The organism is Sphingomonas xinjiangensis (assembly GCF_014199255.1).
GTDB classification, from domain to species: domain Bacteria; phylum Pseudomonadota; class Alphaproteobacteria; order Sphingomonadales; family Sphingomonadaceae; genus Sphingomonas; species Sphingomonas xinjiangensis.
The window spans coordinates 1-23,737 of sequence record NZ_JACIJF010000017.1; the positions used below are offsets into that span (position 1 = coordinate 1).

16 protein-coding genes and 1 tRNA gene are annotated in these 23,737 nt (G+C 60.6%); 10 read left to right on the forward strand and 7 right to left on the reverse strand.

Features of this window, described 5'->3' with window-relative positions; all coding sequences use genetic code 11:
- Nucleotides 1-677: 677 nt before the first annotated feature.
- From FHT02_RS17740 to FHT02_RS21965, 3 genes are all read right to left on the reverse strand, one after another.
- Entirely contained in the window at nt 678-1,736 is a 1,059-nt protein-coding gene (locus FHT02_RS17740; protein WP_184090880.1) for a hypothetical protein, read from the reverse strand.
- 2,280 nt (nt 1,737-4,016) lie between these two features.
- Nucleotides 4,017-4,145: an entericidin A/B family lipoprotein gene (locus FHT02_RS17745; protein WP_184090882.1), complete on the reverse strand. Its 129-nt coding sequence runs from the start codon at nt 4,143-4,145 to the stop codon at nt 4,017-4,019.
- A gap of 212 nt (nt 4,146-4,357) precedes the next feature.
- Nucleotides 4,358-4,489, reverse strand: coding sequence for a hypothetical protein (locus FHT02_RS21965; protein WP_281393277.1), 132 nt, complete (start codon nt 4,487-4,489; stop codon nt 4,358-4,360).
- Nucleotides 4,490-4,925: 436 nt separating this feature from the next.
- On the opposite strand from FHT02_RS21965, the gene FHT02_RS17750 reads away from it, so the two are divergent.
- The 4 genes from FHT02_RS17750 to FHT02_RS17765 all read left to right on the forward strand — a co-directional run bounded on the left by FHT02_RS17750 (nt 4,926) and on the right by FHT02_RS17765 (nt 8,356).
- Nucleotides 4,926-5,591 carry a DsbA family protein gene (locus FHT02_RS17750; protein ID WP_246352506.1) on the forward strand — a complete coding sequence of 222 codons (666 nt, stop codon included), beginning with the start codon at nt 4,926-4,928 and terminating at the stop codon, nt 5,589-5,591.
- A gap of 472 nt (nt 5,592-6,063) precedes the next feature.
- A complete protein-coding gene (locus FHT02_RS17755) occupies nt 6,064-6,957 on the forward strand; it encodes a YihY/virulence factor BrkB family protein (protein WP_184090884.1) in 894 nt (297 codons plus the stop codon).
- Between the two features lie 587 nt (nt 6,958-7,544).
- On the forward strand, nt 7,545-7,904 hold the full coding sequence (locus FHT02_RS17760) for a response regulator (RefSeq protein ID WP_221239551.1): 360 nt from the start codon (nt 7,545-7,547) through the stop codon (nt 7,902-7,904).
- A 146-nt stretch (nt 7,905-8,050) separates the two neighbouring features.
- Nucleotides 8,051-8,356 carry an ArsR/SmtB family transcription factor gene (locus FHT02_RS17765; RefSeq protein ID WP_184090886.1) on the forward strand — a complete coding sequence of 102 codons (306 nt, stop codon included), beginning with the start codon at nt 8,051-8,053 and terminating at the stop codon, nt 8,354-8,356.
- Between the two features lie 2,531 nt (nt 8,357-10,887).
- On the opposite strand, the gene FHT02_RS17770 is transcribed toward FHT02_RS17765, so the two are convergent.
- Nucleotides 10,888-11,046 (reverse strand): hypothetical protein, encoded by a 159-nt coding sequence (locus FHT02_RS17770; protein WP_184090888.1) that lies wholly within the window; start codon nt 11,044-11,046, stop codon nt 10,888-10,890.
- Nucleotides 11,047-12,173: 1,127 nt separating this feature from the next.
- On the opposite strand from FHT02_RS17770, the gene FHT02_RS21370 reads away from it, so the two are divergent.
- Nucleotides 12,174-14,843 (forward strand): hybrid sensor histidine kinase/response regulator, encoded by a 2,670-nt coding sequence (locus tag FHT02_RS21370; RefSeq protein WP_425506458.1) that lies wholly within the window; start codon nt 12,174-12,176, stop codon nt 14,841-14,843.
- A gap of 782 nt (nt 14,844-15,625) precedes the next feature.
- Nucleotides 15,626-15,701: transfer RNA gene (locus FHT02_RS17790), tRNA-Ile, on the forward strand.
- Nucleotides 15,702-15,899: 198 nt separating this feature from the next.
- Here the strand turns inward: FHT02_RS17790 and FHT02_RS17795 are convergent.
- Genes FHT02_RS17795 through FHT02_RS17805 form a run of 3 tightly spaced genes read right to left on the reverse strand, consistent with a single transcriptional unit; the run spans nt 15,900 to nt 19,325 of the window.
- The gene (locus tag FHT02_RS17795; RefSeq protein WP_343056989.1) at nt 15,900-16,388 is read right to left on the reverse strand and encodes a GNAT family N-acetyltransferase; all 489 of its coding nucleotides are present in this window, start codon (nt 16,386-16,388) and stop codon (nt 15,900-15,902) included.
- Complete coding sequence (locus FHT02_RS17800; RefSeq protein ID WP_184090890.1) at nt 16,385-17,071, reverse strand: hypothetical protein; 687 nt, start codon at nt 17,069-17,071, stop codon at nt 16,385-16,387. Before FHT02_RS17800 ends, FHT02_RS17795 begins: the two co-directional genes overlap by 4 nt.
- Nucleotides 17,052-19,325 (reverse strand): ATP-grasp domain-containing protein, encoded by a 2,274-nt coding sequence (locus FHT02_RS17805; protein ID WP_184090892.1) that lies wholly within the window; start codon nt 19,323-19,325, stop codon nt 17,052-17,054. The genes FHT02_RS17800 and FHT02_RS17805 overlap by 20 nt, the downstream gene beginning before the upstream one ends.
- A gap of 171 nt (nt 19,326-19,496) precedes the next feature.
- Between FHT02_RS17805 and FHT02_RS17810 the strand changes: the two genes are divergently transcribed.
- The 4 genes from FHT02_RS17810 (at nt 19,497) to FHT02_RS17825 (ending at nt 23,730) form a co-directional block, all read left to right on the forward strand.
- Complete coding sequence (locus tag FHT02_RS17810; protein WP_184090894.1) at nt 19,497-20,186, forward strand: hypothetical protein; 690 nt, start codon at nt 19,497-19,499, stop codon at nt 20,184-20,186.
- Between the two features lie 160 nt (nt 20,187-20,346).
- Complete coding sequence (locus tag FHT02_RS17815; protein ID WP_184090896.1) at nt 20,347-20,823, forward strand: DUF6398 domain-containing protein; 477 nt, start codon at nt 20,347-20,349, stop codon at nt 20,821-20,823.
- A 71-nt stretch (nt 20,824-20,894) separates the two neighbouring features.
- Complete coding sequence (gene recD2 / locus FHT02_RS17820) at nt 20,895-23,093, forward strand: SF1B family DNA helicase RecD2 (protein WP_184090898.1); 2,199 nt, start codon at nt 20,895-20,897, stop codon at nt 23,091-23,093.
- A gap of 259 nt (nt 23,094-23,352) precedes the next feature.
- Nucleotides 23,353-23,730, forward strand: coding sequence for a hypothetical protein (locus FHT02_RS17825; protein ID WP_184090900.1), 378 nt, complete (start codon nt 23,353-23,355; stop codon nt 23,728-23,730).
- The last annotated feature ends 7 nt before the right edge of the window (nt 23,731-23,737 follow it).

Consider the following 23,737-nt stretch of genomic DNA (forward strand, 5'->3'; position numbering starts at 1 on the left):
GTCCAAAAGATTGATCCACGCTACTTTGTCTTACCCCATCATGGGGCGGCTACGTGCCGACCCCGGAGAGAAGCACGAACCCCGTGTGGCGATCTAAAGCTGGGCAGAAGCCAGTAATGTATTGTCGCTTCCCAATCCACCACACCGGTGCCCTTGCGGCAGCGGAGAGTAGCCTTCGCCTGTTGACTCAGGCCGCGATAGAGAAGCAGCCGTTCCGCTTCCGCCCAGTTGTTGCCGTATGGAGCGATCGAACCCAGTCCCAGAAGCAGCCATCCGTTCATGCTGCGAGTTGGCGGCTTGAACCGTTTTCTCGCTGACAATCGCCGTAGTCTATTCGCACAAGCCCAATCGCGGAGGCATTATGCAGACCATTACCGTTCTGATGCTGCTCCCGTTCCTGGGCTACTGCCTCGTGCAGACCTATCGCGATGTCCGGCGTCACAACTGGTTTATCGCTGCGTGGGGCGGCGCACTTATTGTATTCTTGGGCTGGTTAATCGAAGCACTCACTAGAGGACCATCGTACTAGCTGCTTCAGCGGCTTACGCCCCAATAGCAGACATCTACGCGGCTGACCGCCGATCTCGAAAGCAGTCGCCCGTTGAAGTGGCACTGAACCGCGAAAGCTGGGGACGTTCCAACCTATGGTGAGCAACGCTCGCTTCCTTGATTGGAGTTCAGGACGTCTTTTTGAGAGCTACAACATCTATGATCCGCAGCTTGTAACGGCCGGGTGGCAGCATCAGCGCAACATCTTCGCCGGGGCGGATAGCGACCCGGTCCATCGGGACGGACACGCTGGTTTCGCTGACCGGACGCGCCTCGATAACGCGCCAGCCAACTGCGGGGCGCAGGGCCTTTGGGATACTCACGGCTTGGTCGCCCAACCACGTTCGCCACTTCGGCCGGTGCCGCTCGAAGTGAGGCTCCGGATGATCGACGATCAGGTCGAACATTCCCGCTGGCTCACCCGCAGGCGGCACTGACAGGCCAAGCCTGTCGTGGCCACCCCGGCAGGTCGTTTGAGAAATGGTCAGCGGATCGATGCCCGTCTTCTCTTTCAGCCGCGCAGCCATCCACCTACTCCCGTCACTCTGCGCGACTTCTCCCGCATGCGAGTAGCCGACATGGATCAGCAGCTTGGCGGCGGGATTACTCCGCAGGAACGCCGCCAGGCTGTTTGCCTGCCCTTCCTCACGAAGGGCAATCTGCTCGGCTACCGGTAAGGACCGCGACCGACCCTCGTCGTTGTATTCATAAGGAGTGAGCCGATAGCCCAAGGCTTTCGCTAGCCGCCCGAGCCTGCCAAAGCCGGCCTCTGAGAGATAGAAGCCATCTTCGTCGATGAGATAAGGCAGACTTGGCTGCTTGAGAAAGCTGGGAAGGTATTGAGCTGGGATCCCGGGTGAAGGGTTCGACAGCGTTTCTAAGGCTAGAATGTCATAGCCGAGTGGGCGCAAGCGTTTGGCGACTTCTGCGGTGAAGCCCCGATGCTCGGAGCGCTGGTGGCTCTCATTGATAACCACAATCGATGTTCTTCGAGCGCGGCTCACGATTTCTGAGAAAACGTCACCGGAATTGGCCAATGTGCCGCAGTAGTTCGATTTGTAATCAGGGCTGGTGCGTGAGATCAAATCCTCTCTTCCAAACAAGCTTAGTGTCTGATTGTGCATGTCCTGTGCGAGAGGTCGGTTAGGATCAATCGAGGCAAGTTGGGCAAACTTGTAGCCCAGCATCGAAGACGGATCGGGTACTGGGGCGTTGTCAAAGGGCGGGGTCAGTTGAACGTCCGAAAATGCGGGCTGTTGTTGCGCCGTGACTGGTACACGCGGTGCTGCCGCAACCAAGGTCACGAGTATCGCTGCAATGCAGGCTCGAGCGGGATGCATCGAGAGAGGCTATCAGGGACATCGTCTGGGTTCCAGAACCTTCGCCTAGGAGCTGTCGTACTGCTCGCCGCCGTTTAGCGACGCTCACAGCGGCAAAGAGGACGCCGAAAGCGGCCTGTCGGCTCACGCCCATCATCCGACCTTCGCCGGCTCCTCTCGGATGTCGGCCGCCCCCGCTTGCCGACGACCAGTGACGTTGGCATCCTTACCGGATGGTTCCTGCTTACCTCCTTTCGCTGCTCATGCTGGCCGGTCTCGTTGCTACATGTCGCGCCTCTCTGATTGATCTGAGAGCCAGACGGTGGATCTGGGCCGCGCTGGATTTGTCCAGCGTGCTCGCGATGCTGTTCGGCGCGATACTACTCGCCAGTGTCTATAGCTTCACGCCTTCGGGATTGTAGGCCGCAGGTTGGAAGCGTGACATCGACCAGCCTCCGCTAATCTCAGCCGTTTCTAATCGGCAAAGCGGACCCCGAAAGCGGCCTGTCAGCTTCCGCCCAAACATGGACGTTCAGGTCGCGGATTTGAGATCCCGAAAGATCCCATGGCGAGGTGGGTCCGCTACGCAGCCCGATCAGCGAGCTCGCTCTCAAGGTTCGTGATCGCCATATCGAGCGCTGCCAACTGCTGGTCTGAGGCCGTTTGACGCACTCGCCGAGCCTCCTGCAGCAGCTCGCCCCAGAATAACAAAGTGTCCTTGTACACCGGATGGCCTCGGAGGCGCCGTGCGCTTGCCGCGGCGCCATCAAGATTCTCGACGATCGATCCGTGAAGCTCCATGCTGAGCGCGATAGCTTACATCGCTGACAAAGCCAGAGGCTTTCGGGCCCGCTACCCCCATTTCGAACACGAACCTGAGGCAGGTGCAAGGGAGCTGGTCAGCCGGTCGGAAAGGCAGCAACTAAGCGCGGCTACTGCCCTTCATGAAGTGCTCGCGCTTTTCGCGACCTCAGTTCCGCCTGGTAGCAGTTCTCATGCTTTCGATCCCAGAGATGGTGATCAATCCATGTCACGACACCGGCTGCTACGAGGCAGATAACGAACGCTAAGCTCTGAGGCGTATAGAGCTTCAAGAAGCTGAAGCAGATCAGAAGGATCAGCGCGCCTCCCAGAGCGCGAAGTAGATACGGAGCCAACTCTGATCCGGGGGCCGGAACGTGTGTGTTCGCTACCAAAAGCGCCTTGGCGTGATCATCTTCTCGCATGCCGAAGCTCATCGACGCCGCTACCGGCTTTGTAAACCTGGTGGCGGTGGCTTCCCGCGATCAGAATAGAACTTAGGGATGCTCCTCGCGCACTAGGTCGACAGCTCTCTCTCGCGACGTCTCCTGGGCGCGCCGTTAGGCTGCACCCTCTAGTTCACCCTCCACATGTTGGTGGCTCGGCTTCAACTCCTTAGGCTTCCGACGGCCCTGCGCGGACGCTTGTACTGCCACAAGCGAAGCTGAGTGAATGACAGGTTGTGGGGAGTAGGGGAGGGGCTCGGAACGGCAGCTACTAGCGCTCAGTTGCCGCAGTCGATTCGACGTTTGGAGGCCCTTGCTCGGACGGCCTCCGGCTCCTCTAGGGGGCGGGCGCTGGGAGCCTGTAGCTCGCGTGTCTGTCGGGCAGATTTTGATGCGACCAAGATGCCACAAAAGCCCCGCCGCCGCGCTCAAACCTGCACAAGGCAGCTCAACAAAAAGCGCTCGACCAACACGAGATCGGCCGAGCGCAGGAGCTTTTCATCACCGCGCGGAGAGGGATCACAGCGTGGCGTGAGCCCATTGACACTGCCGCGTTGCAGACTTGTTTCGAGCCGGCCGACTGAAAGCGGCGGGCCGCGCGGCTTCGTAGGTCTGCGCGGCCCGCCAAGTAACCAGGCTTTTCCAGGAGGGCGCCCCGGGAAAGCCGAGCCTACAATGCTTCGACAGGCGGTTTCGCTGCCATAACGACGGTTAGTTATTTCGGAGTATGTGTCTCGTCTTGAGACCGGCGAGGCGAGCCACGAAAGGGATGAACGCGGCTCGACCTTTAGTCAGATGGGCGTTTGGAAACCCATTATCTGTATGGCGGGCCTAACACACCAGGCCAAGTAGTTTTTAGGAACACGTCCGCAGGCTGCTCCGGCGGCCGAGCGGGGGTGCTTCAGTCGACGGTGTTTGCCACCGTCTCCCCAACGGACTCCACGTCCTTACCAGCGCCGTCGATAGTGTTGCAGGCGGCCACCATGACGCTGCCGGCAACGAGCAGCAAAGTGAAAGCTTTACGAACCATGGTCCTGTCTCCTGTGTCGCGAACGCCGATGATGTTGGGCGCCCACCGTGTTGCTTACGGCCGCATCCCGCCCATCAACGCCCCGGTTGTCATTAAGTCCCATCGTCGTGGCACAGCGTCGGCGCTGGGCAGCGGGACGGCGAGTTGATCGTGCGCGGTTGAACAATGAGGCGGCGCCTCACGTGGCGCCACCTGTTTTCCATTCGATTAGGTTAAGAGGCGTCGGTTGTAGCCCCCTGATTGGCCGTAGCGTTCATCGCGGCAATGGTCTGCTGGGCCTGTGCGGTGACGGCCTGAACATCGTCGTGGGTCAGGTTGGCGAACCGGCGCTGGCTATCGGACATGTGCGTACTCACGCTGTGTGAGTACGGCCAAGTCGTGGTCTTGCTGCTTTGCTTCAAGGGCAGCACCAGCTGCGGCAGTTCCGCTAGCTGCGGTTCCTCAAGCCTCGGTTCGCGAGGGGGCGTCGGTATCCGGCGCTGCGCCCGAGGACGCGCGACAGCTCGGACGTGTTGCCATAGGTCCGCACAAGCTCGCCGAGCGGCGCCCGGCGCTCGTCCGCGAGCATGATCCTCATTGGCGCAGCCACGCGCGCTCGGCGTCATCCAGCGCCTCAAAGGTGTCGCTGACGCCCCGGAACTTGCATCGCCAAGCGCGGGCAGCAGGTTGACCTTGGATCCCTTCCCGCACGCGAATGACGGAAGGCGTCCGGTCAGGGCCGTTCCTTCCTAAAAGCTGCTCTTCCGCTTCCGCCTATTTGCAGACATCTGCTCACCTGCGATGAAGCACGACATGAGAGCCAAAGCATCGCTCAACCGTCGACACGCGATACAGCTCGGTGCCGTACTCTGCGGCGGCTGGGCAATCGGACAGGTCCTGAGGCGAACGGCACCAATCGGGCGTGACGTTAGCGGCTCTGATGCATTGCTTGAAATCTTGAAAGGTGGTGCATCGCCGACCTCGGGTCCTGCCAGCGCCTCCTTGCGTCTCGCTGTATTCACCGATTACCGTTGCCCTGCTTGTCGGCAGGCCTACCCCGCAATGGAGGAAGCGGTACGTGACGACGGTGACGTGCAGGTCATCTACAAGGATTGGCCCATTTTCGGTCCGATCTCAGAGCGTGCCGCGAGTGTAGCCCTCGCGAGTGCGGAGCAGGGGATCTATGTTGAAGTTCATCATCGTTTGATGACGGACAATCGGAGCATCGACGAGGCCGTGCTCCGTGAGGCTCTTACGGAGGCCGGCGGCGAATGGGGGCGCGCTCAGGAGTATCTCAAGTCCAACGGATCGAAGATTGCGGCTCGTCTCGAAGCCAATACCAAGCAGGCCTTTCGTATCGGATTATCTGGCACCCCGGGATTCATCGCCGGCCCGCTTCTTGTGGTGGGCGCAATCGATAAGAGGGACTTCAGCCAGCTGTTTGCGAAGGCGCGAGCCGCGAGTTGAGAGGAGCGTCCGACGTAGGCCGCCGTTTCTCAAAACCGCCTGTCCGCAAGCGCCCCAGATGTTGCCGCTCATTCCACAGGCGGTTTAGCCCGGAAGCTGACATCGCACGGGTTCGCAAGTAGAACAGGGCATGGATGCGATCGATCGAGATAGATTTGGCCCGCCGGATGACACCCCGATATTGCCATGGTCCGATGGCGCATACGCACATGGCTTTGTCGCCCTCCATCCATTTTTCATTGTGGAAGGGCTAAACCCAAAGACCTGCGAATACGGGACGCTTGTCCTCTCGGGCTCAGCCGCCCCTGTTTATTGGAGTGGGTGGACGAAGAGGCGGCTAACCGACAGGTTGGCTAGGAAATAAATCCCGACGGGGTCGACGGCGCGGCAAAGCGATTTGGGCGCCAAGTTGGCTAGGCCGTTTAGCATTATGGTGAGGACCTTCAGCCGACCCGCTTCGTTCGGCTAGTTCATGAAGATTGATCTATCATCCACTGATCTCTGGCGATCTTTCCGCAGGGACTGGTGGGGTGCAAGCAAGCGCGCCTGGGTTGCCTCGAATGACGATAACCTTGGGATGATCGCCGCCGGCGCCGCGTTCTATATCATTGCGGCTATTGCTCCGATCTTAGCAGCGATCGTCCTGAGCTACGGCATCTTCGCCGATGCCCAGACGGTTCAGCAAAGTATCCGCGGGCTGTTCGCGACCGTACCGAGGGAAGTTGCCCCGCTTATCAGTGAGCAGCTGGATACGGTGGTCTCCGGATCCCAAGGCAAGAAAGGCATCGGTTTGCTCGTTGCGTTGCTGATTGCACTGTACGGCGGCAGCAAGGCGGCGACCTCCATGATGACGGCACTTAACGTCGCCTATGAGGTCAAAGACAAGCGCAACCTGATCGTTTGGACTCTGACCTCCTTTGCCATCGTGCTTGGTGGCATCCTCTTGGTGTTTGTTGCTATCGGTGCAGGCGCACTGACTGCGTTCCTTGGCGCACTTGTTCCTTGGTATCCCGGTGCGGCGCTGATCGTGATAAGGGTCGCAACATACGCGCTGCTGGCGCTGGTGGTGATCACCGGCGCGTCGCTCCTATTCCGATTTGGTCCCTACAGGCCACGCGCGCGTCTGCGTTGGGCGACCCCGGGAACAGTAACCGCCACGGCCGTGTGGCTGCTGGCGAGTGCTGGCTTCAGCATCTACGTAGCGAACTTCGCAGATTATGGCGCAACCTATGGGTCGCTTAGTGCAATTATCGTCGCGCTGACATGGCTTTGGCTCAGCGTCTATGCTTTCCTGCTTGGAGCAGCGCTAGACGTACAAGTGTATCGCGCAAAGGCGGGCGCTGACCTGCGGCAGGCCAGTCCGTAAGGATAGCGCACGGCCAAATGCGACTTCGGTGCAGCCGACGGCCTCCGACAACCCGGCAGGGAGAATGATGCCAGACGCCGCCGCCTACCTTGGCCTCCAGTCGACGAGCTGCTCTGCTTTGCGAGTTGCTCCACCACCCGACGTGGCCAACTAAGAAATTAAGCGCGCAGCTGAAAGGCCTGAGGTGCCGCCGCGCTCATCCAGTCTGACATCAGCAACAGGCCTGGCGTTGCTTGTTAACCTTTTGTTTACCTCGCTTGATCAGAGGTTAGTTACTTCCGGGGGGCCGGAGCCGAAAATGAATAATGCTAACGACTTAGCCCGCGAACTGGAGCGTGTGCAGCGCCTCACGGCAGACCTTCACGATCCCACGTCTCGTGCAGCGCTCAGCCTTTACGCCAGAGACATTGAGACCAGCTTGAACCTGACGCGACGGGCAACGGCATGCGCGAAATACGTGCTCGCCGTTCACCACGGTCCGCTTCTGGCTATCGCCTGAGCGAAAGTCCGCGCGAGCCTCTTGAGGTGGGACACGTTAACGAACCGATGACCTTCCGACTACCTGCTTCCGCGCAAAGGAAACCGCATTGAGCACAGTCTTAGTGGTTGAAGATGAAACGCTCGTGCGCATGGTCGCCATGGAGCTTGTTGAGGAAGCAGGGTTCCGGGCAGTCGAGGCAGCGGATGCCGACGAGGCGCTTGATGCCCTGGAGCGCACTGGACCGGTGGACATACTCTTCACCGACGTGCGCATGCCGGGTTCGATGGACGGGTTGAAACTCGCGAACCTGGTGCGGCTTCGATGGCCATCGACAAAGATCATAGTCGCTTCGGGTCATGGAGGTCCCGAGGAGGCTGAAGCTGCTGGGGCGGATCGGTTCTTTCGGAAGCCCTTCGCGGCTCAAGCACTCATAGACACATTGCAGGAGATGGGCTCTCCGCGCTGATCGCGGATCCGTTGGAACGGCACCGCAGGAGATGAAGGAGCAGGCTTGGGAACCGCTAAAGAACTGCGCCTCGAACGCGGAGAGCCGAATGCTTATGAAGCTCGCAATTGCCCCCTGTCGGTCGGCTAGGCTATTGACCGCCGCACATGAACAAGAACGAAGTCGATGAAATCGCGAGTGCACAGGCGCTGTTCACCTTGCTATCTGGTAGAACCCGGCTGCTCATACTTCGGCACCTTTGGGATGGAGAGGTTTCAGTAGGAGGCATAGCTGCAGCAACGGGCCTCAGAGAGGCTGCGGTTTCTCAACAACTCGCCCTTCTGCGGAAAGAATGCGTCGTGGTAGCGCGGCGTGACAGTCAGAAGATTTACTACTCGATCGCGTGTGACGAGGTGAGACGTGTCCTGGGAGCGGTAGGCGGCATTTTCAGCGTTACTCATGATCGGCCGTAGAGCCTCACCAGCGACTGCGGTGTTCGGCGCCGTCTGCGATTATCGAGCCGAGGATCGTCTCCTAGACTTGGGCAATTCGTTGTACCTCGAGCCTGAAGGAACAGCTGAGGGCTGGACGCGGCACCACTGATTTGTCCACCTTACAACCGCTCACAGTCCGGACGAGCAGAGGGGTCGGAGCACCATTCGGTCGCCCCGGGGGGCGAAGACGACCGGAGCAGTATTCCGACCCGCCCACCCGGAAGCCGAAGCTTCGGGACGCGGGACGATGGCTTGGAAAGGAAGATTACGAAATCCATAAGTTTGCGTGCGTATAAGCCAGCGGCATCAGCGACCTAAGAGGACATGCACCTTCCGAGAACGAGAGCTTCGACCACGGCGAAGAGTCTGCGAACGCAGCCTTGGAAGCGGCTATTCCGTCGTGACATCGCCCGGCGGGGTGAGAAGCGCGCGAGGCGTTGCGCTGCTCGGTCAGGATCTGCCAGGCCGAGATGAACAGGGCAACCGCGACCGGTCCAACAAGATGCCGCTCAGACCAACCAGGTTAAGGTCGGGAGCCCTGTTATCGACCTGAACTACCCCGAAGTCCTCCAGGAGGACATACATCAGCTGGAGGGAAGTGTCGCGGACACGCCAGTAAGTACGCCACATCTAGCAGCGGCCTTCGCAACCTCTATGGGCACCTTGATATCTTCGAATTGCGAGGAGGCGTCGATAAGATCACCGATCGTCAACTTCCTACGATCCGCCTCAGTTTTGCTAATCTCGCTCGCTGCGCGCCCAAGTTGCCGGAGCTGGTTAATCGAAAGATTGGCCTCAAGCCGATCGCCGACGCATCTTGCCTGACGCTCATCTAAGCCGTAGCGGGCCAGAGAAGTCGCTATCTGCTCAGACGGGTTGATGCATCCCGCTAGTCCAATCGTACTCACGACAGCGAAGAGCATCCCGAACCCAATCGTTTGGCGTGGACGGCGCTGCATGGAACTGCTCACTGCGGATATCACCGACCAACAACCAGCTAGCTATTCCAGCGTTCCCCGGCCATGCTGCTTGGCACAAACGACGTGCTTCTCGCGTCTAAATCGGAGGTCGCGAAACGCGCCATGAGGCGCGGGCATTCGGGGTTATTCATCCAGTCGCGGCGTCTCGCACGGTTCTTCAATCGAAGGGAACTGCTGCCCGGTTCGCCGAAGCTGCGATCCCTGCAGCGTTCAGCGTGCGGCGATTTCCAATGCATCCCTGAATTACGAGATAACTTTGCGCGCGTGACAATTTGTCTAGTCCGCTCCAGCGGTGCAGGCATTGGGCCAATGTTGCTTTCCACGGTTGGTGAATGGATTCAATTAGCTCGGCGGGTTCATCTGGATCGACGGTAAGCATCGTAGTCGGATAGCCGAAATGTTTGAACGCTGGGATAATGCTGCGTGCAAGCCTGTGTGGAGGCGATGAGAAGCATGTTCAGCTACTCAGCCACTTGCACTGGCGGGCGTGAACACCGCTATTGCGACGTCAATGCGTCTAAGCGGGCCGGCCGCGGCCCATCGAGACATCGACCTCAGACCTGCGGATAAGCTAAGCTGAATAAACGGCAGGTTCTGGGAAGCAGGTGAGGGACTCGGAAAGGCAGTTCTTGGCGCTTAGCTGGTGCGGCGGCTCGATTGTTTTGCAATCCCTGCGGCACAGCCTTTCGCTTCTTAGCGGCCGCGCGCGCTGGGGTCTGTAGGTCGATGGTATGCGTCCAGCAGCGTCCGGTCTGGACCATGCCGTCTTCCGCTTCGCTCCATTTCCGGACATTGAGAGTGGCTCCAGACGTCGCTCAAAGCGGACAAGTCGAACATCATCAGCGCACGACCCCGCGCCTAGCGCTCGCCCCCGTCGGGGGATGTCGAAAAAGCAGGTGCTCTGTCAGAGTGAGGATAAGGAGTAGCTGTTCGCGTTCCTACGCCAATTTCCTGTCTATAATTGAGTGTGGTGCAGCCCACATGCACCGGTAGCGTTCAGGATCGGCCATGTTGAATCGTGAGACTTACAATCACGCACCCGAATTGCCGCGAATCCTTCTTAACCGGTGCGCTCACCTCGAGCGATGCATGAGCTGCGGGAGGTGGTTCGACACGCGGGATCTGTTCGATGTACTCCGGCACGACCTGCAGCCAAGCGAGCCCGCAGAGGCCCATTGAGGCCCGCAATCGGCCAAGCGGAAGGCAATTAGCAGAGGGCCGGTAACGCCCTATTGTGTTGAAAAAGTCGGCCCATCAGAACATCGCGAAATATCTGAACTCTGAATACTTCTGGCGCGCACGATCGATGCAAAGATGGCGTGAACCTGGTTCTATCCCTGCGCCTTTACGCAATAAGATTTCGCGCTCCGACTTTTTCAACAGAATAGCCCAGGTCTTGCCATTCACCGTCGACAAAGCGGACCCTGTGAGCGGACGGGCGGCTGTCGCCCCAATTTGCGACATTCAGACGAGCGAACAAGCTCATCAAAATGCGCCGTTCGTTCCGCTCGTTGCGCCCAACTCGCCGTTTTAGCCGGCCGTCCAGCACGGCACCGTCGCCTGCAGCAAGCCTCGCGTCCAAGCGGCAACCTCACCATCGTTGCTCGACAACGAGAGCGACGCCGGAGCACCGCTGGGCTGCGTCACCCAGCCATAGCCGCGCACGGTATATTCAGTGCCGTCCAACACCGGTACACGAATTGATTTTCGGGACTTCGGAGCCTGGCGAATAGGGCCAATGCCGAAGCGGATCGGCAAGCGTTCGAGCCGCTCAAGCCAATCAATGATCGCTGGGCAAGCTGTCGAGTAGGCCCAGTGTTCGTCCGGAGCTATGGTAAGATCGTGGCCAACTGACGTCCTGCGTAGCGCCCAATGGAAGTCTTGATCTCGGAACACAGTTACGACAGTCCACCCCATGCAGAACGGCTGTGTGGCCGTAACAATTACAATGCCAGAGTACAGGTGCGACATTTCAGTCTGAGGTGGAGGCTTTGCCGTCGCCGTGTCTAGGCGAGCTTGCATCGTTGCACACCGATCTTCCACAACCTTCTGCGGCGGGCTGGACAACGAGAATATAAGCAGAGCCAGTGATAGCGGCATGACAAACCTCCGGCAAACGCCGCTACACGCCGGCAGTATCAGCGACTAGCGAGATGCATTCACTTTCCGGAGATACCATTGTTTTCGGAGCGGCAGCTATCCTCCAATGCCACACAAAAGCGGACAGTCTGCAATCCACCAGACACCGACGTCTGACCTGCCGAACCTTAACCTGAATGGACGGCAGCTTACGGGAAGCAGGGGCGGGGCTCGGAGCGGCAGCTCTTGGCGCCCTGCTGCCGCAGGACGATGCCAGACGGCAAGTTCGCCCATTGCTGATCGTTTGATCGCGACTGGCTAAGGATCAGGCTACCGCCAGCCCATCCGAAAGCCGCCGGTCCGCTCCTGGAGCGAGAAGCAGCCTGTCGGCTGTCGCCCCATCACCGGACATCCAAGTCGGCTGTGCAGAGCACATGATCTTCACGATCGTCGCCGAACGTTGCGCGGACTATTCCCACCGCTGATGGTGTCCCTCAGATGGGAGGGGATCGCGCGAATACATCGCTTTTGGTCACATGGATGCAAGCATCCGCAGTGGAATAGTAGCGATGCTGGTTCAGCAAATTCTTGACGGGAGGGGGTTTGTTGCCAGGTAATTGACGCGAGCGCAGCACGCGGTCACGCGAGTCAAGGCGAAACAAAGGGTAGGTCAGGTGCAATCCACTGAGCGGCGACTGAACGCTATCGTGAGCAACTCCGCAATGGCCATCTTCCTGATGGACGAACATCAGCACTGCGTCTTCATGAACGAGGCGGCAGAGGAGCTCACAGGCTATCGGCTGCAAGAAGCGATGGGCCGGCCTCTGCACGACGTGGTTCACCACCAACACCCTGATGGCAGACCATACCCGATCGAGGATTGCCCCATCGATCGAGCCTTTCCCGAACGCGGAAGAATGCGGGGGGAAGAGGTTTTCGTTCACAAAGACGGGCACTTCTACCCTGTCGCTTTTACTGCTTCGCCCATTGCCGGTGATGATGGTCAGCCGGTCGGCACGATCATCGAAGTGCGTGATCTAACCGAGGACAAGGCACGCGAGGCGGCGCTGCGGGAGAGCGAAGGTCGCTTCCGCAACATGGCCGACCACGCTCCGGTCATGATGTGGGTCACCGATCCCACCGGCTGTTGCACCTACCTGAATCGCCAGTGGTACGAGTTCACCGGCCAGACTGCCGCGGAGGCGGAAGGTTATGGTTGGCTGGAGGCGACGCATCCGGAAGACAGAGAGCTTGCCGAGCGCGCGTTCACGCACGCGAATTCAGGTCGGACATCATTTCGCATTGAGTATCGTCTTCGTCACGCGTCCGGCGCCTATCGCTGGGCGATAGATGCCGCGAGCCCGCGCTTCGGCGATGATGGAGAGTTCCTCGGCTATGTTGGCTCGGTGATCGACATCGATGAGCGGCGGGAGGCGGAGGAGAAGCTCGCGCTAAACGAAGAGCAGCTACGGCTTGCCCTCGAGGTGGCCGAGATCGGCCAGTGGGATGTCGACCACGCCTCCGGCCGCATGTTCTGGCCACCTCGGGTGAAGGCCATGTTCGGCATCTCGCCTGACGTGCCGGTCACCTTGGACGACTTCCTCGACGGAGTGCATCCCGAGGATCGGGAGAGAACGCGGGCGGCATATGAGGCCGCGAGCGACCCCGACCTTCGAGCGCTTTATGACGTCGAGTATCGGACGGTTGGCAAGGAAGACGGGATCATCCGTTGGGTCGCTGCAAAGGGGCGCGGCCTGTTTAATGCCCAAGGCACCTGTTTCCGGGTGATAGGAACTGCCATCGATGTCACGGAGCGAAAGGCTAGTGAAATTCGGCTGCGCGAGCTGAATGAGCGGCTTGAGTTCGAAGTCACCGAGCGAACAGCCGAGCGCAACCGGGTGTGGGAGATGAGCGGCGACCTCCTCGCCATCCTGGGCTTCGATGGTCGCCCGAAGGTCATAAACCCGGCATGGGAAATCACCTTGGGGCGGGACATGGACACGCTGCTGAACTTGTCTTTCCGCGAGCAGATACACCCTGACGACCATAAAGCAGGGGAGGACGCGCTAAGGCGACTTCTCCGTGGCGAAGCGGTCGAGCGGTTCGAGCATCGGCTTGCACATGCCGATGGCTCATGGCGCTGGATTTCCTGGACGTTCGTGCCCGAGGGCGACGTTTTCTATGCGGTCGGCCGTGACGTCACGCCCGAGAAGGAAGCGGCTGAGGAACTGGAGAACGCACAGGAAGCGCTGCGCCAAAGCCAAAAGATGGAGGCGATGGGCCAGCTGACCGGTGGTGTTGCGCACGACTTCAATAACCTGCTGACCCCGATCGTCGGCTCGCTGGACCTGCTTCAGCGCAAAGGCTTGGGTGGTGAGCGCGAGCAGCGCCTGATTGAAGGTGCACTCCAGTCGGCAGATCGGGCGAGGACGTTGGTCCAACGCCTTCTCGCCTTTGCGCGTCGACAGCCCCTTCAACCAGCTGCCGTTGATGTTGTGAAACTCGTAGACGGCATGGCCGATCTGCTCGCGAGCACGACGGGCCCTCAGGTTCGGGTGGTCGTCGAGGTTGCGGACGACCTGCCGCCCGCCAAGGCAGATCCGAATCAACTCGAAATGGCGCTGCTGAACTTGGGGGTAAACGCGCGCGACGCCATGCCGCAAGGCGGCACACTGCGGATCACCGCAACGCGTGAAAGCGTTCGCAGCCCGCGCGGCGCTCTCAAGCGTGGGCACGATGTCCGGCTTTCGGTGGCCGACACCGGTGTTGGCATGGACGAGCCGACGCTCGCCCGCGCTATCGAGCCATTCTTCTCCACGAAGGGGATCGGCAAGGGCACAGGTCTCGGCCTCTCCATGGCACACGGCTTAGCTGCCCAGCTGGGCGGCGCACTTACCATACACAGCCGAGAAGGCGTAGGCACCAACGTCGAGCTGTGGCTTCCCATCAGCACGATGGTTCCAGATACCGAGAAAGCATCTGATGCCCGGGTGTTCACCAGCGATGCGCGCGGACTTGCGCTTCTGGTCGATGACGAGGAAGTTGTGCGAGCGAGCACTGCGGATATGCTCGTTGAGTTCGGCTACGAGGTGCAGGAAGCTGACTCAGGCGAAGCCGCACTGGCGCTCATCGCGCAAGGCATCAGGCCCGACCTCCTTGTCACGGATCACCTTATGCCGGGCATGAATGGAGTGGAGTTGGCTTCGACGCTCCGGGAGCGATTCCCCGAGCTGCCAGTGCTTGTGTATCCGGGTATGCAGAGGTCGAGGGGATCGCTCCCGGCCTGCCGCGCCTTACAAAGCCGTTCAGAAGCGCCGAACTGGAGGAGCGCATCGCAGCACTTATGGCGAACTGAAAGGTGCATACCGAAACGGCATTCTGGTCGAGCGCTGATCGAGAACCTCTAGCTTATTGCGCACGTCAACGACGGGCTGCTTCGGAGGACTTGCCCACCAGGAGCCGTCGTTCCGCTTTCACCAGACACCGACGTCTGACCTGCCGAACCCTAACCTGAATGGACGGCAGCTTACGGGGAACAGGGGAGGGGCTCGGAGCGGCAGCTCTTGGCGCCTAGCCGGCGCGAGCTTGAAGGCGCGGGCGATTATTTCGGACGGGTTGCAAGCTCGACTCCGAGCTTCGCAATTGCAGCATCGATGGCGGCCTTCTGCTGTGGTGGAGAATCGTGGCGAGCGCGGTGCGCCTCCTGCAGCAACTCACCCCAGAATTAGAGTGTGTCCTTGTAGACCGGGTGCCCGTGTAACCGACGTGCGCTTGCCAAGGGACCTTCAAGATTGTCGAGTATCGATCCGTGCAGCTTCATGCGCTCGCAATAGCTTGCACGGTCAGCAATGATAGAACCGATCTGCGTAAGGGCGGCGCTTGGACCGGGGCTCATCGATCGGTACAGCCGCGACTAAGCAGCTACGGCCTCTCAGCCCCGTAAAAGCGGGGAGGTGGCCCTTCCTGGCTGCCGCGAAGCTGGCCTGCCGCATGGCGGCACCTGTCGTCGGCGATTGCCGAGCGGACCGAGGCGGCGTCAGGCACGTAGGCAAGATGAACAAATTGCACAAAACGGGATCGTCACAGGGGCCTGCAAAGGCCGCTACTGGCGCTCAGCTGCCGCGGTGAGTTCGTAGTCACAGACCGCTTGTCGTACGACCTCCACCTCCTCTACCGCGGTGTGCGCTGGGGGCCTGTAGCTCAAAGGTTAGAGCTGGCCGCTCATAACGGCTAGGTTGCGGGTTCGAGTCCTGCCAGGCCCACCAGCGCTACTGCACTCGGCGGCATAACATCCAACATCCTACCGCAACTCTTCCGACTAACGTATGGCAGTGTTCGTGATCGAGAGGTGCTGCGGTGGGTAACAGTGGGTCTAACTTGCCGGCCGGCTTTCTGTTCGGATGGTGGCCACTGGTGGGCTCTCATACAACGCCCTTGTGAAAGCTCTGAAGCGCCCGGTGCAGTTACTCGTGCGTCGGGCAGCAACTTGCCTCGATGGCTGCTCCCGGCCGGGTTAACGCCGCCCGATCAAAACGTTTTTGCAGAAAGTGGCGTGCTCCGCCCGGCGGACAGTCGGCGATAGAACCGACCAGGGAGTAGCCCAGTTTCTCGTAGAAGCCCCGCGCCTGGAAGCTGTACGTATCGAGCGACGCGCCAATGCAGCCGCGGCTTGCGGCAAGCGTTTCCGCCCGCCGGAGGATGATGGAGCCGACCGAACCACCCCGCCGATCTTCGGGTACGTAGAGCAGCTCGATATGCAGCCAGCCAAAGAGGGTCGATCCCCACAGGCCGCCGATCGTGCTGCTGTCCGCATCTTTGAGCAGGACCGCGAGCGGACCCGTCGCCCCAGGATCGACATGCCTGCGATTGAACAAGATTAGCTCGGAGAGGATCGCCTCGCGATCCGCTTCGCCCGGCGCGTCGGGAATGACGAGCCAAGGCTCCTCGATCACATTGCAACCCACTGGTTGAGCATGATGCGGCGCTCGCCCCAAAGCAGCCCGTCCGCGAAACCGTCTATGTCCGGCGCCTCGATCCGAACCGCGGCGAGGCTGCCGTAGCCGGCATCGCCGCGCGGGTTGATCCACCAGCCGGCGGACCCATCCCACAGCTTGACCTCGTCGTCACCGATGAGAATCGCATTGCCTTCGTGATAGATGGCCTCGCCGTCGATCCAGTGATCCGACACGCTCTCCTTGCCCCAGTTTTGGCGCCATGACGCCGTGGCATCGGCGCTGTAGCGCTGGATGAACTGGGCGCGGAAGGCGCGGACCCCGCGCGCGACAAAAGCTTCGTGCGCGATCGCCGCGTGGACGCCGCAGTCGACGGTCTTGGCACCGACCGCCTCGCACCAGTGGATCGGCCATGCCGTCGGACCCCAGGCGGATTGCTCGCGCATCCACCGCGGCCCGGTCAGCACGTCGCCGCCATTCAGCTGCGCATAGTCGAAGGCGATCAGCCACTGGTGCGCGATGTCGCAGCACGCCGCTCCGTGGTGCGAAATGTGGCTGTTGGGGAAGGTCTGCCACTTCCCGCCGGGCGCCGTCGTCGGCGCGGCAAGATCCACGTCGTCGCCACAATGAGCGTCCTCGAGCTGGGCTCCCTCGGGCTTCGTTTTATCCGCGGCCAAATACATAGGACATGCTCCTGTCGTAACCGCCGGCATCGCAGAAGATCAGAAGGTCGCCGGCGCGCGTCCCTTCGGGAAGCTGAACGTTAGACGCAATGATGTCGTGCTCCATGCACAGACGGCCCATCAAATGAGTCTTGCCGCGTCCGATCGGCTGCAATTCGCCGGTTTCGGCGCATTGGCGGACCATGCGGTGCGGCTGCCAGAAGTGCATCGGGATCTCGGCGATCGACGCATCGACCACCGCCTCGATATAATCATCCTCATGCTCCTGAATTTCCAGGATGCGCATCGCCAGCGCCATGGACGGCTGCGCCATCGCCTTACCCGGCTCGGACGCGATCTGCCGCACACCGAGGAGCATGGTACGCACTCGTTCGGCCGCGCGGGCGATCTTGGAGATTTGGTCCTCGTGCCAGTCGTCGGGGTACCATCCGCCGCCCATGTCGAGCATCTCGATCGTGCGTCCGCTGAGCTTCTCGATCGACTGGCACCAGCGCAGCATCGACTCGAACAGATGCCACCATTGTGCGACGCCGACGTGGCTGCTCGCCATGTGAAAGTGGACGCCGAATGCGCTGTCGTTGGGCAGACGCTTCACCGCCGCGATGAGCTTGGCGAAGGTGGTCGGGCTGTCGAGCGGAATGCCGAAGCGGGAGGTTATGTTCGGCGTGCGGATGCGGACCCCGATGTGCTTGGCGGACATGTCGCCAGCAGCGACCGCAGCAACGACTCGGTCCAGGTCCGCGATGCTGTCGCAGAACACGGCGTGCATCGTCTCGCGCGGCATCAGCCCCTCGGGCCACCACTTGCCGGGGCCGTTGAGGATCACCTGATCGGGACGGAAGCCGACCTCAAGCGCCGACTGAACTTCGCCCAGGCTGATCGCCTCGGCGTAGAAGCCGTTGTCGAGCGCCAGCTTGATGAGGCGCTTGTCCGGGTTCGTCTTGATCGAATAGCCGCTGATGACCTCGACCCCGTTGGTACTCAGGCTGTGTGCGCGGTCAGCGGCACGCTTGAAGAGGCTGGTCGCTGTCGTGTCCATGTAGATGTACTGCGGCGTCTGCATCGCGTCGAAATCCTGCGCCGCAATGTCCGCGACGAAGGTGTCGGGAAGCTCGGCCACCCCGCTCGGCGGCGCCGCGGCATCCGGGGCAAGCGCCACGTCGAGCATGTGGGGATCGATCTCGTGCAGCCGCGCGGCAAGCGAGGTCAGGCCCGATGGATGCTTCATCGAATGGCCGACCGCGCCCGCGAAGGGTTCCGGCAGCGGCGGGAGCGGATAATCGGGGCGCACCGGCACTTCAAGGACGATGCGCGTGAACTCGGATGCCACGGCCGGGACCGGCTGCGCGGCCACCCGCGTCGCCGCCTGCACCAGGAGCGCCGGCAGGTTGTGTCCGGCGATCGTCGCGCCGTGCACCCACGCGGGAAAGCGCGGGTTCATCTCGATCAGCCACAGCTGGTCGGACGCATCGCGCACCATCTCGAGCTCGCCGCCGCCGGTCCAGTTGGTGTCGCGCACCATCTGCCGCAGCGGCTCCATGAACGACGCAGGCACTTCGGAAACGTCGCCGGCCCAGGTCTTGCCCTCCGTGGTAATGTCGCGCTTGCGCATGCTGACCGCGCCCAGCAGCTCGCCCCGGAAGGCAGACAGCATAACCGATTCCTCGTAACCGCTGACATGCGCCTGGAGGAAGAGCTTCTCGGTCGACCACACCTTGCTCAGCGCATTGCGGACGGCGGTGAACGTGTCCCACGTCGGCGTGCGCGAGGCGTCGTAATACGGCCCCTTCAGCCACACCCGCCAGTTATGCTCGCGGCAGAAAGCGTGGAGATCCCAGTCGCTATGCTCGGTGGACAGATAGGTCGGGATCTTTATCGGCAGGCCGGACGCGGCCTCGACCACGGGCTTGGTGATGCGCTTGATGCCCGACATCGGCGGGGCGAGCAGATTCGGGTGGCCATCGGGAAAGACGCTCGCCAACCACATCGCCTCGAGGTCGCTGCCCGAAATCCAAAGCCCGCCAGCGTCGAGCGCCTCGCGCACCTTCTCGCCATAGGCGTCGAGGTCGAGTTCGCTCCACGGCCGCTGAATCCACAACTCGTCGAGCTTCCCGAAATGGATGCCCGACACGCGGTTCGAATATTCGACGCCGACAATGGTCGCGTTGGGATACCCCTGCCGCAGCGATCGGACGATCCCCACACCCGGCTGCGGATTGCCGCCGGCGTAGAGCCCGCTCACGTAGATTTTCATCGATCTTCCAAAATTGTAGCCGACGGCCCGGTAACCCAAAAGCGGGAGGCGAGTTGCGCAGCGTGCGGCGCGTGATGCGGTTGCTTATTATAGATTTATATAATCTCGTCTCACCGTTGGTCAAGTTGAGGGAATAAATAGAGCGAAGGCGTCGATAGCTACGCGCCATCATTGCCTGTAAAACCGGCGGTCATGACCACATTCCGTATTCCCAGTTACAAAAGCATCGATCCGTTCATCGACGTTGATCGCTTGAAGGCGCTCGACGGGTTCATCACTGCGCGACTGCACCACCGGCTCGCCCAGGCAGAGGACCGGCAATTTCACACCGGACCGTTCCTGCTTGATGCCGATGCGCCCAGCCTTCCCGGATCACGCATGATCGAACTGGCGCGCTCGCAGGCGCCGGAAAACTACTACGACCTCGATCGTACGGGGATTTGGGAGCCGTCACCCGAGGCGGCGGAGTTCGCGCCGCTGATGGACTTCATCGCGACCCTGCCGTTCGCCGCAACGGGTCGGATGCTGATCATGTACGATCCCCGCGGGCGCGCGGTATCCGCGCACAAGGATCATGACAGCATTGAATTGTGCCACGAATTCATCTGGTTTCGCACCAATCTGAGCAAGCCCTTCTACATGCTCGATCCCGCGACGGGTGAGCGCGCCTATGTTGCCGGCCACTCGGCGTGGTTCGATACAGTCAACCAGTTCCACGGCGCAGACAGCAGCGGCGAGATGTCGTTCAGCATCAGGGTGGACGGCGTGTTCAGCGAAGAGTTTCGACGCCGGATTCCCTTTCCAAGCGAAAACAGGGCCGCGGCGCCGAGTGTGTGGGCCAACTCTGCGCCGGCTGCTTAGCGGCTAGGGTTGGCGATCGACGTGCGATCCTTTCTAGATCGAATAGATCAACACAAAGCTCTTGGGTTGGGGAGGCGTCGGACTCGCTCGACGAACCTGGCTGCGGAAGAGTAAGGTCTGGCATGCCACTGCCCCACCGCGCTCAGTCTGTCCCTAGGCCATGCTGCCAACATTCGAAGCAATAACCGACATATCGGATGCCCTTCGTGTGGCGTATCTGAATGAGGATTACCGCGAGTTGGCTCGAAGGATGGCGGCCGCGCTGTGCCGCAAGAGACCAAGCCCCCTATTGTCAGGAAAGCCTCGCACATGGGCATGCGCCATAGTGTACGCGCTCGGCCAGACGAACTTCCTATCTGACAAGGCTACTCAGCCCTACATGATTATGGCGGACCTGTGTGCTGCGTTCGGTGTCGCTCAAAGTACCGCCAGTGCTAAGGCTCGTGTGGTGTCCGAAGCACTTCGCATCACGGTTATGGATCCCGCCTGGACTCTTCCTAGCCTCATCAACGGAAATCCGTTGATCTGGCTTGCGCAAATCAATGGTGTGCTTGTCGACCTTCGATCTATGCCAAAAGAGATACAAGTGCTTGCTTATGAGCAAGGCGCCATCCCTTGTATCCCTGGCGACAGATGACCACACAGCCTGATCCTGGCTACATCGCGACGGTCGATCAGCGCTCGCTTCTTTCCGAATGGCCTTAAGCTATGACCGGCCACGCAGTGCCCAGAGGAGCCTCAGGAGCTGGTTCAGGCCCTGTTCGCGAGAATATAGCTGGCACGGTAGAACGCGTCACGTTCCACAATCCCGACACGGGTTTTTGCGTCCTCCGGCTGAAAGTACGGGGACAGCGGGATCTCGTCACGTTGACGGGTCACGCTGCGGCTATCGGCGCAGGTGAATACGTCGAGGCACTAGGCATCTGGCTGAATGATCGTAATCACGGTCTTCAGTTCAAGGCGGACCGCGTCGAGGCTACCGTGCCCACCACTCTTCGCGGTCTTGAGAAGTACCTCGGGTCCGGCATGATCAAGGGGATCGGTCCTGTGTATGCGGCAAAACTCGTCGCAGCCTTCGGCCAGGACGTGTTCGACATCATCGAGAAGCAACCGGAACGACTGCGGGAGGTGACGGGCATCGGTCCGGGTCGTGAGGCGAAGATCATAAAGGGCTGGAGTGATCAGCGCGTGATCCGGGAGATCATCGTCTGGCTCTACAGCCACGGTGTGAGCTCTGCCCGGGCCGTCCGGATCTTCAAAACCTATGGCGATCAGGCAATCGCCACCATTAAGGCGGATCCCTACCAGCTTGCTCGGGACATCCACGGCATCGGCTTCAAGACGGCGGACGCGATTGCCTCAAGCATCGGCTACGGGAAGGAGGATCCTCGTCGGGTTCGAGCTGGCGTGGCGCACGCACTTACGAGTGCAATGAACGGTGGCCACTGCGGCCTTCCTCGAGATGATCTAGTCCGCACGGGTGCAGAATTGCTCGAGGTGCCACCCCGGTTGATTAGTCAGGCGCTCTCAGATGAGCTGGCGGCCGGCGAAGTCATGGCGGGACAGACAGACGGTCGAGAGGTGATATTCCTCGCTGCGTTGTACCGAGCGGAGCAAACAATAGCCGACCGGATTGCTAGGTTGCGGGCCGGGCTTCTCCCATGGCCAGCCATCGATACTGAACGGGCAATCCCTTGGGTCGAGCGCAAGACGGGGCTCCAGTTGTCCGCTAGCCAGCGCGCAGCGCTCGAGCTGGCACTTTCCTCGAAGGTCTGTGTCATCACCGGCGGCCCAGGTGTCGGCAAAACCACACTGGTGAATTCAATCCTGAAGGCACTCGCTGCCAAGCGGGTGCAAATCGCCCTGGGAGCGCCTACCGGACGAGCTGCCAAGCGGCTCTCGGAGACGAGTGGAATGGAGGCCACCACTCTTCATCGGCTTCTGGAGAGCGATCCCGCTGAAGGCGGCTTCAAACGGGATGAGAAGAACCCGCTCGATTGTGAGCTGTTGGTGGTCGACGAGGCAAGCATGGTCGACGTCATGCTGATGTACGCCACGATGAAGGCGCTCCCGGCCCGTGCGGCGTTGCTGTTGGTAGGTGATGTCGACCAGCTGCCATCCGTCGGGCCCGGACAGGTGCTGAAGGACGTGATAGCGAGCGGCGCGGTACCGGTGGTCAGGCTGACGGAGGTTTTCCGACAGGCCGCAACAAGCCGGATCATCATCAACGCTCATAAGATCAACGCAGGCGAAATGCCGGATCTGACCGCGCGTGGAGACGGCGACTTCTTCTTCGTCGAGGCTGATGAACCCGGTGACGTCGCCGAGAAGGTGGTCAAACTGGTCTCCCGGCACATCCCACGCCGTTTCAAGCTTGATCCAAGCCGCGAGGTGCAGGTGCTCGGGCCCATGCAGCGCGGAGGCGCCGGAGCCCGAGCGCTGAACACCCTTCTTCAGCAATCTCTCAATCCGCCCACTGACAAGTCGATCGAGCGCTTCGGTCATCGGTACGGTGTTGGCGACAAAGTGATGCACATCGTCAACGATCGCGAGAGAGACATCTACAACGGCGATCTGGGTGTGGTCACCCGCGTTGACCATGTTGAGAATGAGCTCTCGGCCATGTTTGGCAACACAGAAGCTACATTCGACTTCGGAGAGCTGGATGCCTTGCAGCTCGCCTATGCCACGACCATCCACAAGTCGCAGGGTTCGGAGTACCCGGCCGTCGTAGTACCGCTCACAACGCAAGCCTACACTATGCTCGGACGCGAGCTCATCTACACGGCAGTCACAAGGGCCAAGAAGCTTCTGGTGCTGGTTGGTTCACGCAAGGCGCTGGCCATCGCCGTCAAACGGCGGCAGCCTCGCCGGTGGTCACTTCTACGAGAACGCCTGTCGAAGTGAGCTCTTGGCGCGCTATCGCCCTCCTGCAACCCGAAGTTGATTGAGAGGCCACCCGCCGATTTCGAATTCGTTCCTGCCCGAGGAGACACTCATATTAACGAATGACCGGTTTTGGGAGGCCAGAAGGCTTGCTCCAAAGGCAGCATTTGGCGCTTTACTGACGCCGACGCCCTTCCTCAATCATTTTAGCGTCAGGAGTTTCACGGAATATCAACCACCTTCACGCTAACGCATTTAGGCGAGCGCTAGGAGATTAAGCATGAAGCATGTGGTGACGATGCACTCCGAACGGCGCATCGCAGAACGGCAAGAGTCCTCTCTTGAGACGATGATCACAGATGGACCGGTGCAATCGGCTATTGTTCTGCTCGAGGACATCTCCGAAGCTGGCTTTGGAATGATTTCGGTCGCCCCGCTAACACCAGGAGACCTTATCAGGGTCGAATTGCCGCGAGTGCAGTCGAGATCTGCAGCGGTTGTTTGGCAGAGCGGCGTCCGGTTCGGCTGCACCTTCGAAACACCAATCACAGCAGACGAGTTGCAAAGCGTGACGGAGGCAGGCGCTGAACGCCAGGCGCTTGCGCAGCGACGCGCTGCAACCGGATGGCGGCCCAGTGTAGCTGCACTCGCCGCCTAGGCGAGGC

Excerpts from the sequence above, each read along its gene's own strand:
- FHT02_RS17765 (WP_184090886.1), top strand. The coding sequence starts at position 8,051 with ATGAACAAGAACGAAGTCGATGAAATCGCGAGTGCACAGGCGCTGTTC.
- FHT02_RS17750 (WP_246352506.1), top strand. The coding sequence starts at position 4,926 with ATGAAGCACGACATGAGAGCCAAAGCATCGCTCAACCGTCGACACGCG.
- FHT02_RS21965 (WP_281393277.1), bottom strand. The coding sequence starts at position 4,489 with ATGTCCGATAGCCAGCGCCGGTTCGCCAACCTGACCCACGACGATGTT.
- recD2 (WP_184090898.1), top strand. The coding sequence starts at position 20,895 with ATGACCGGCCACGCAGTGCCCAGAGGAGCCTCAGGAGCTGGTTCAGGC.
- FHT02_RS17825 (WP_184090900.1), top strand. The coding sequence starts at position 23,353 with ATGAAGCATGTGGTGACGATGCACTCCGAACGGCGCATCGCAGAACGG.
- FHT02_RS17740 (WP_184090880.1), bottom strand. The coding sequence starts at position 1,736 with ATGCTGGGCTACAAGTTTGCCCAACTTGCCTCGATTGATCCTAACCGA.
- FHT02_RS17800 (WP_184090890.1), bottom strand. The coding sequence starts at position 17,071 with ATGTATTTGGCCGCGGATAAAACGAAGCCCGAGGGAGCCCAGCTCGAG.
- FHT02_RS17805 (WP_184090892.1), bottom strand. The coding sequence starts at position 19,325 with ATGAAAATCTACGTGAGCGGGCTCTACGCCGGCGGCAATCCGCAGCCG.
- FHT02_RS17815 (WP_184090896.1), top strand. The coding sequence starts at position 20,347 with ATGCTGCCAACATTCGAAGCAATAACCGACATATCGGATGCCCTTCGT.
- FHT02_RS17745 (WP_184090882.1), bottom strand. The coding sequence starts at position 4,145 with ATGGTTCGTAAAGCTTTCACTTTGCTGCTCGTTGCCGGCAGCGTCATG.
- FHT02_RS21370 (WP_425506458.1), top strand. The coding sequence starts at position 12,174 with ATGGACGAACATCAGCACTGCGTCTTCATGAACGAGGCGGCAGAGGAG.
- FHT02_RS17755 (WP_184090884.1), top strand. The coding sequence starts at position 6,064 with ATGAAGATTGATCTATCATCCACTGATCTCTGGCGATCTTTCCGCAGG.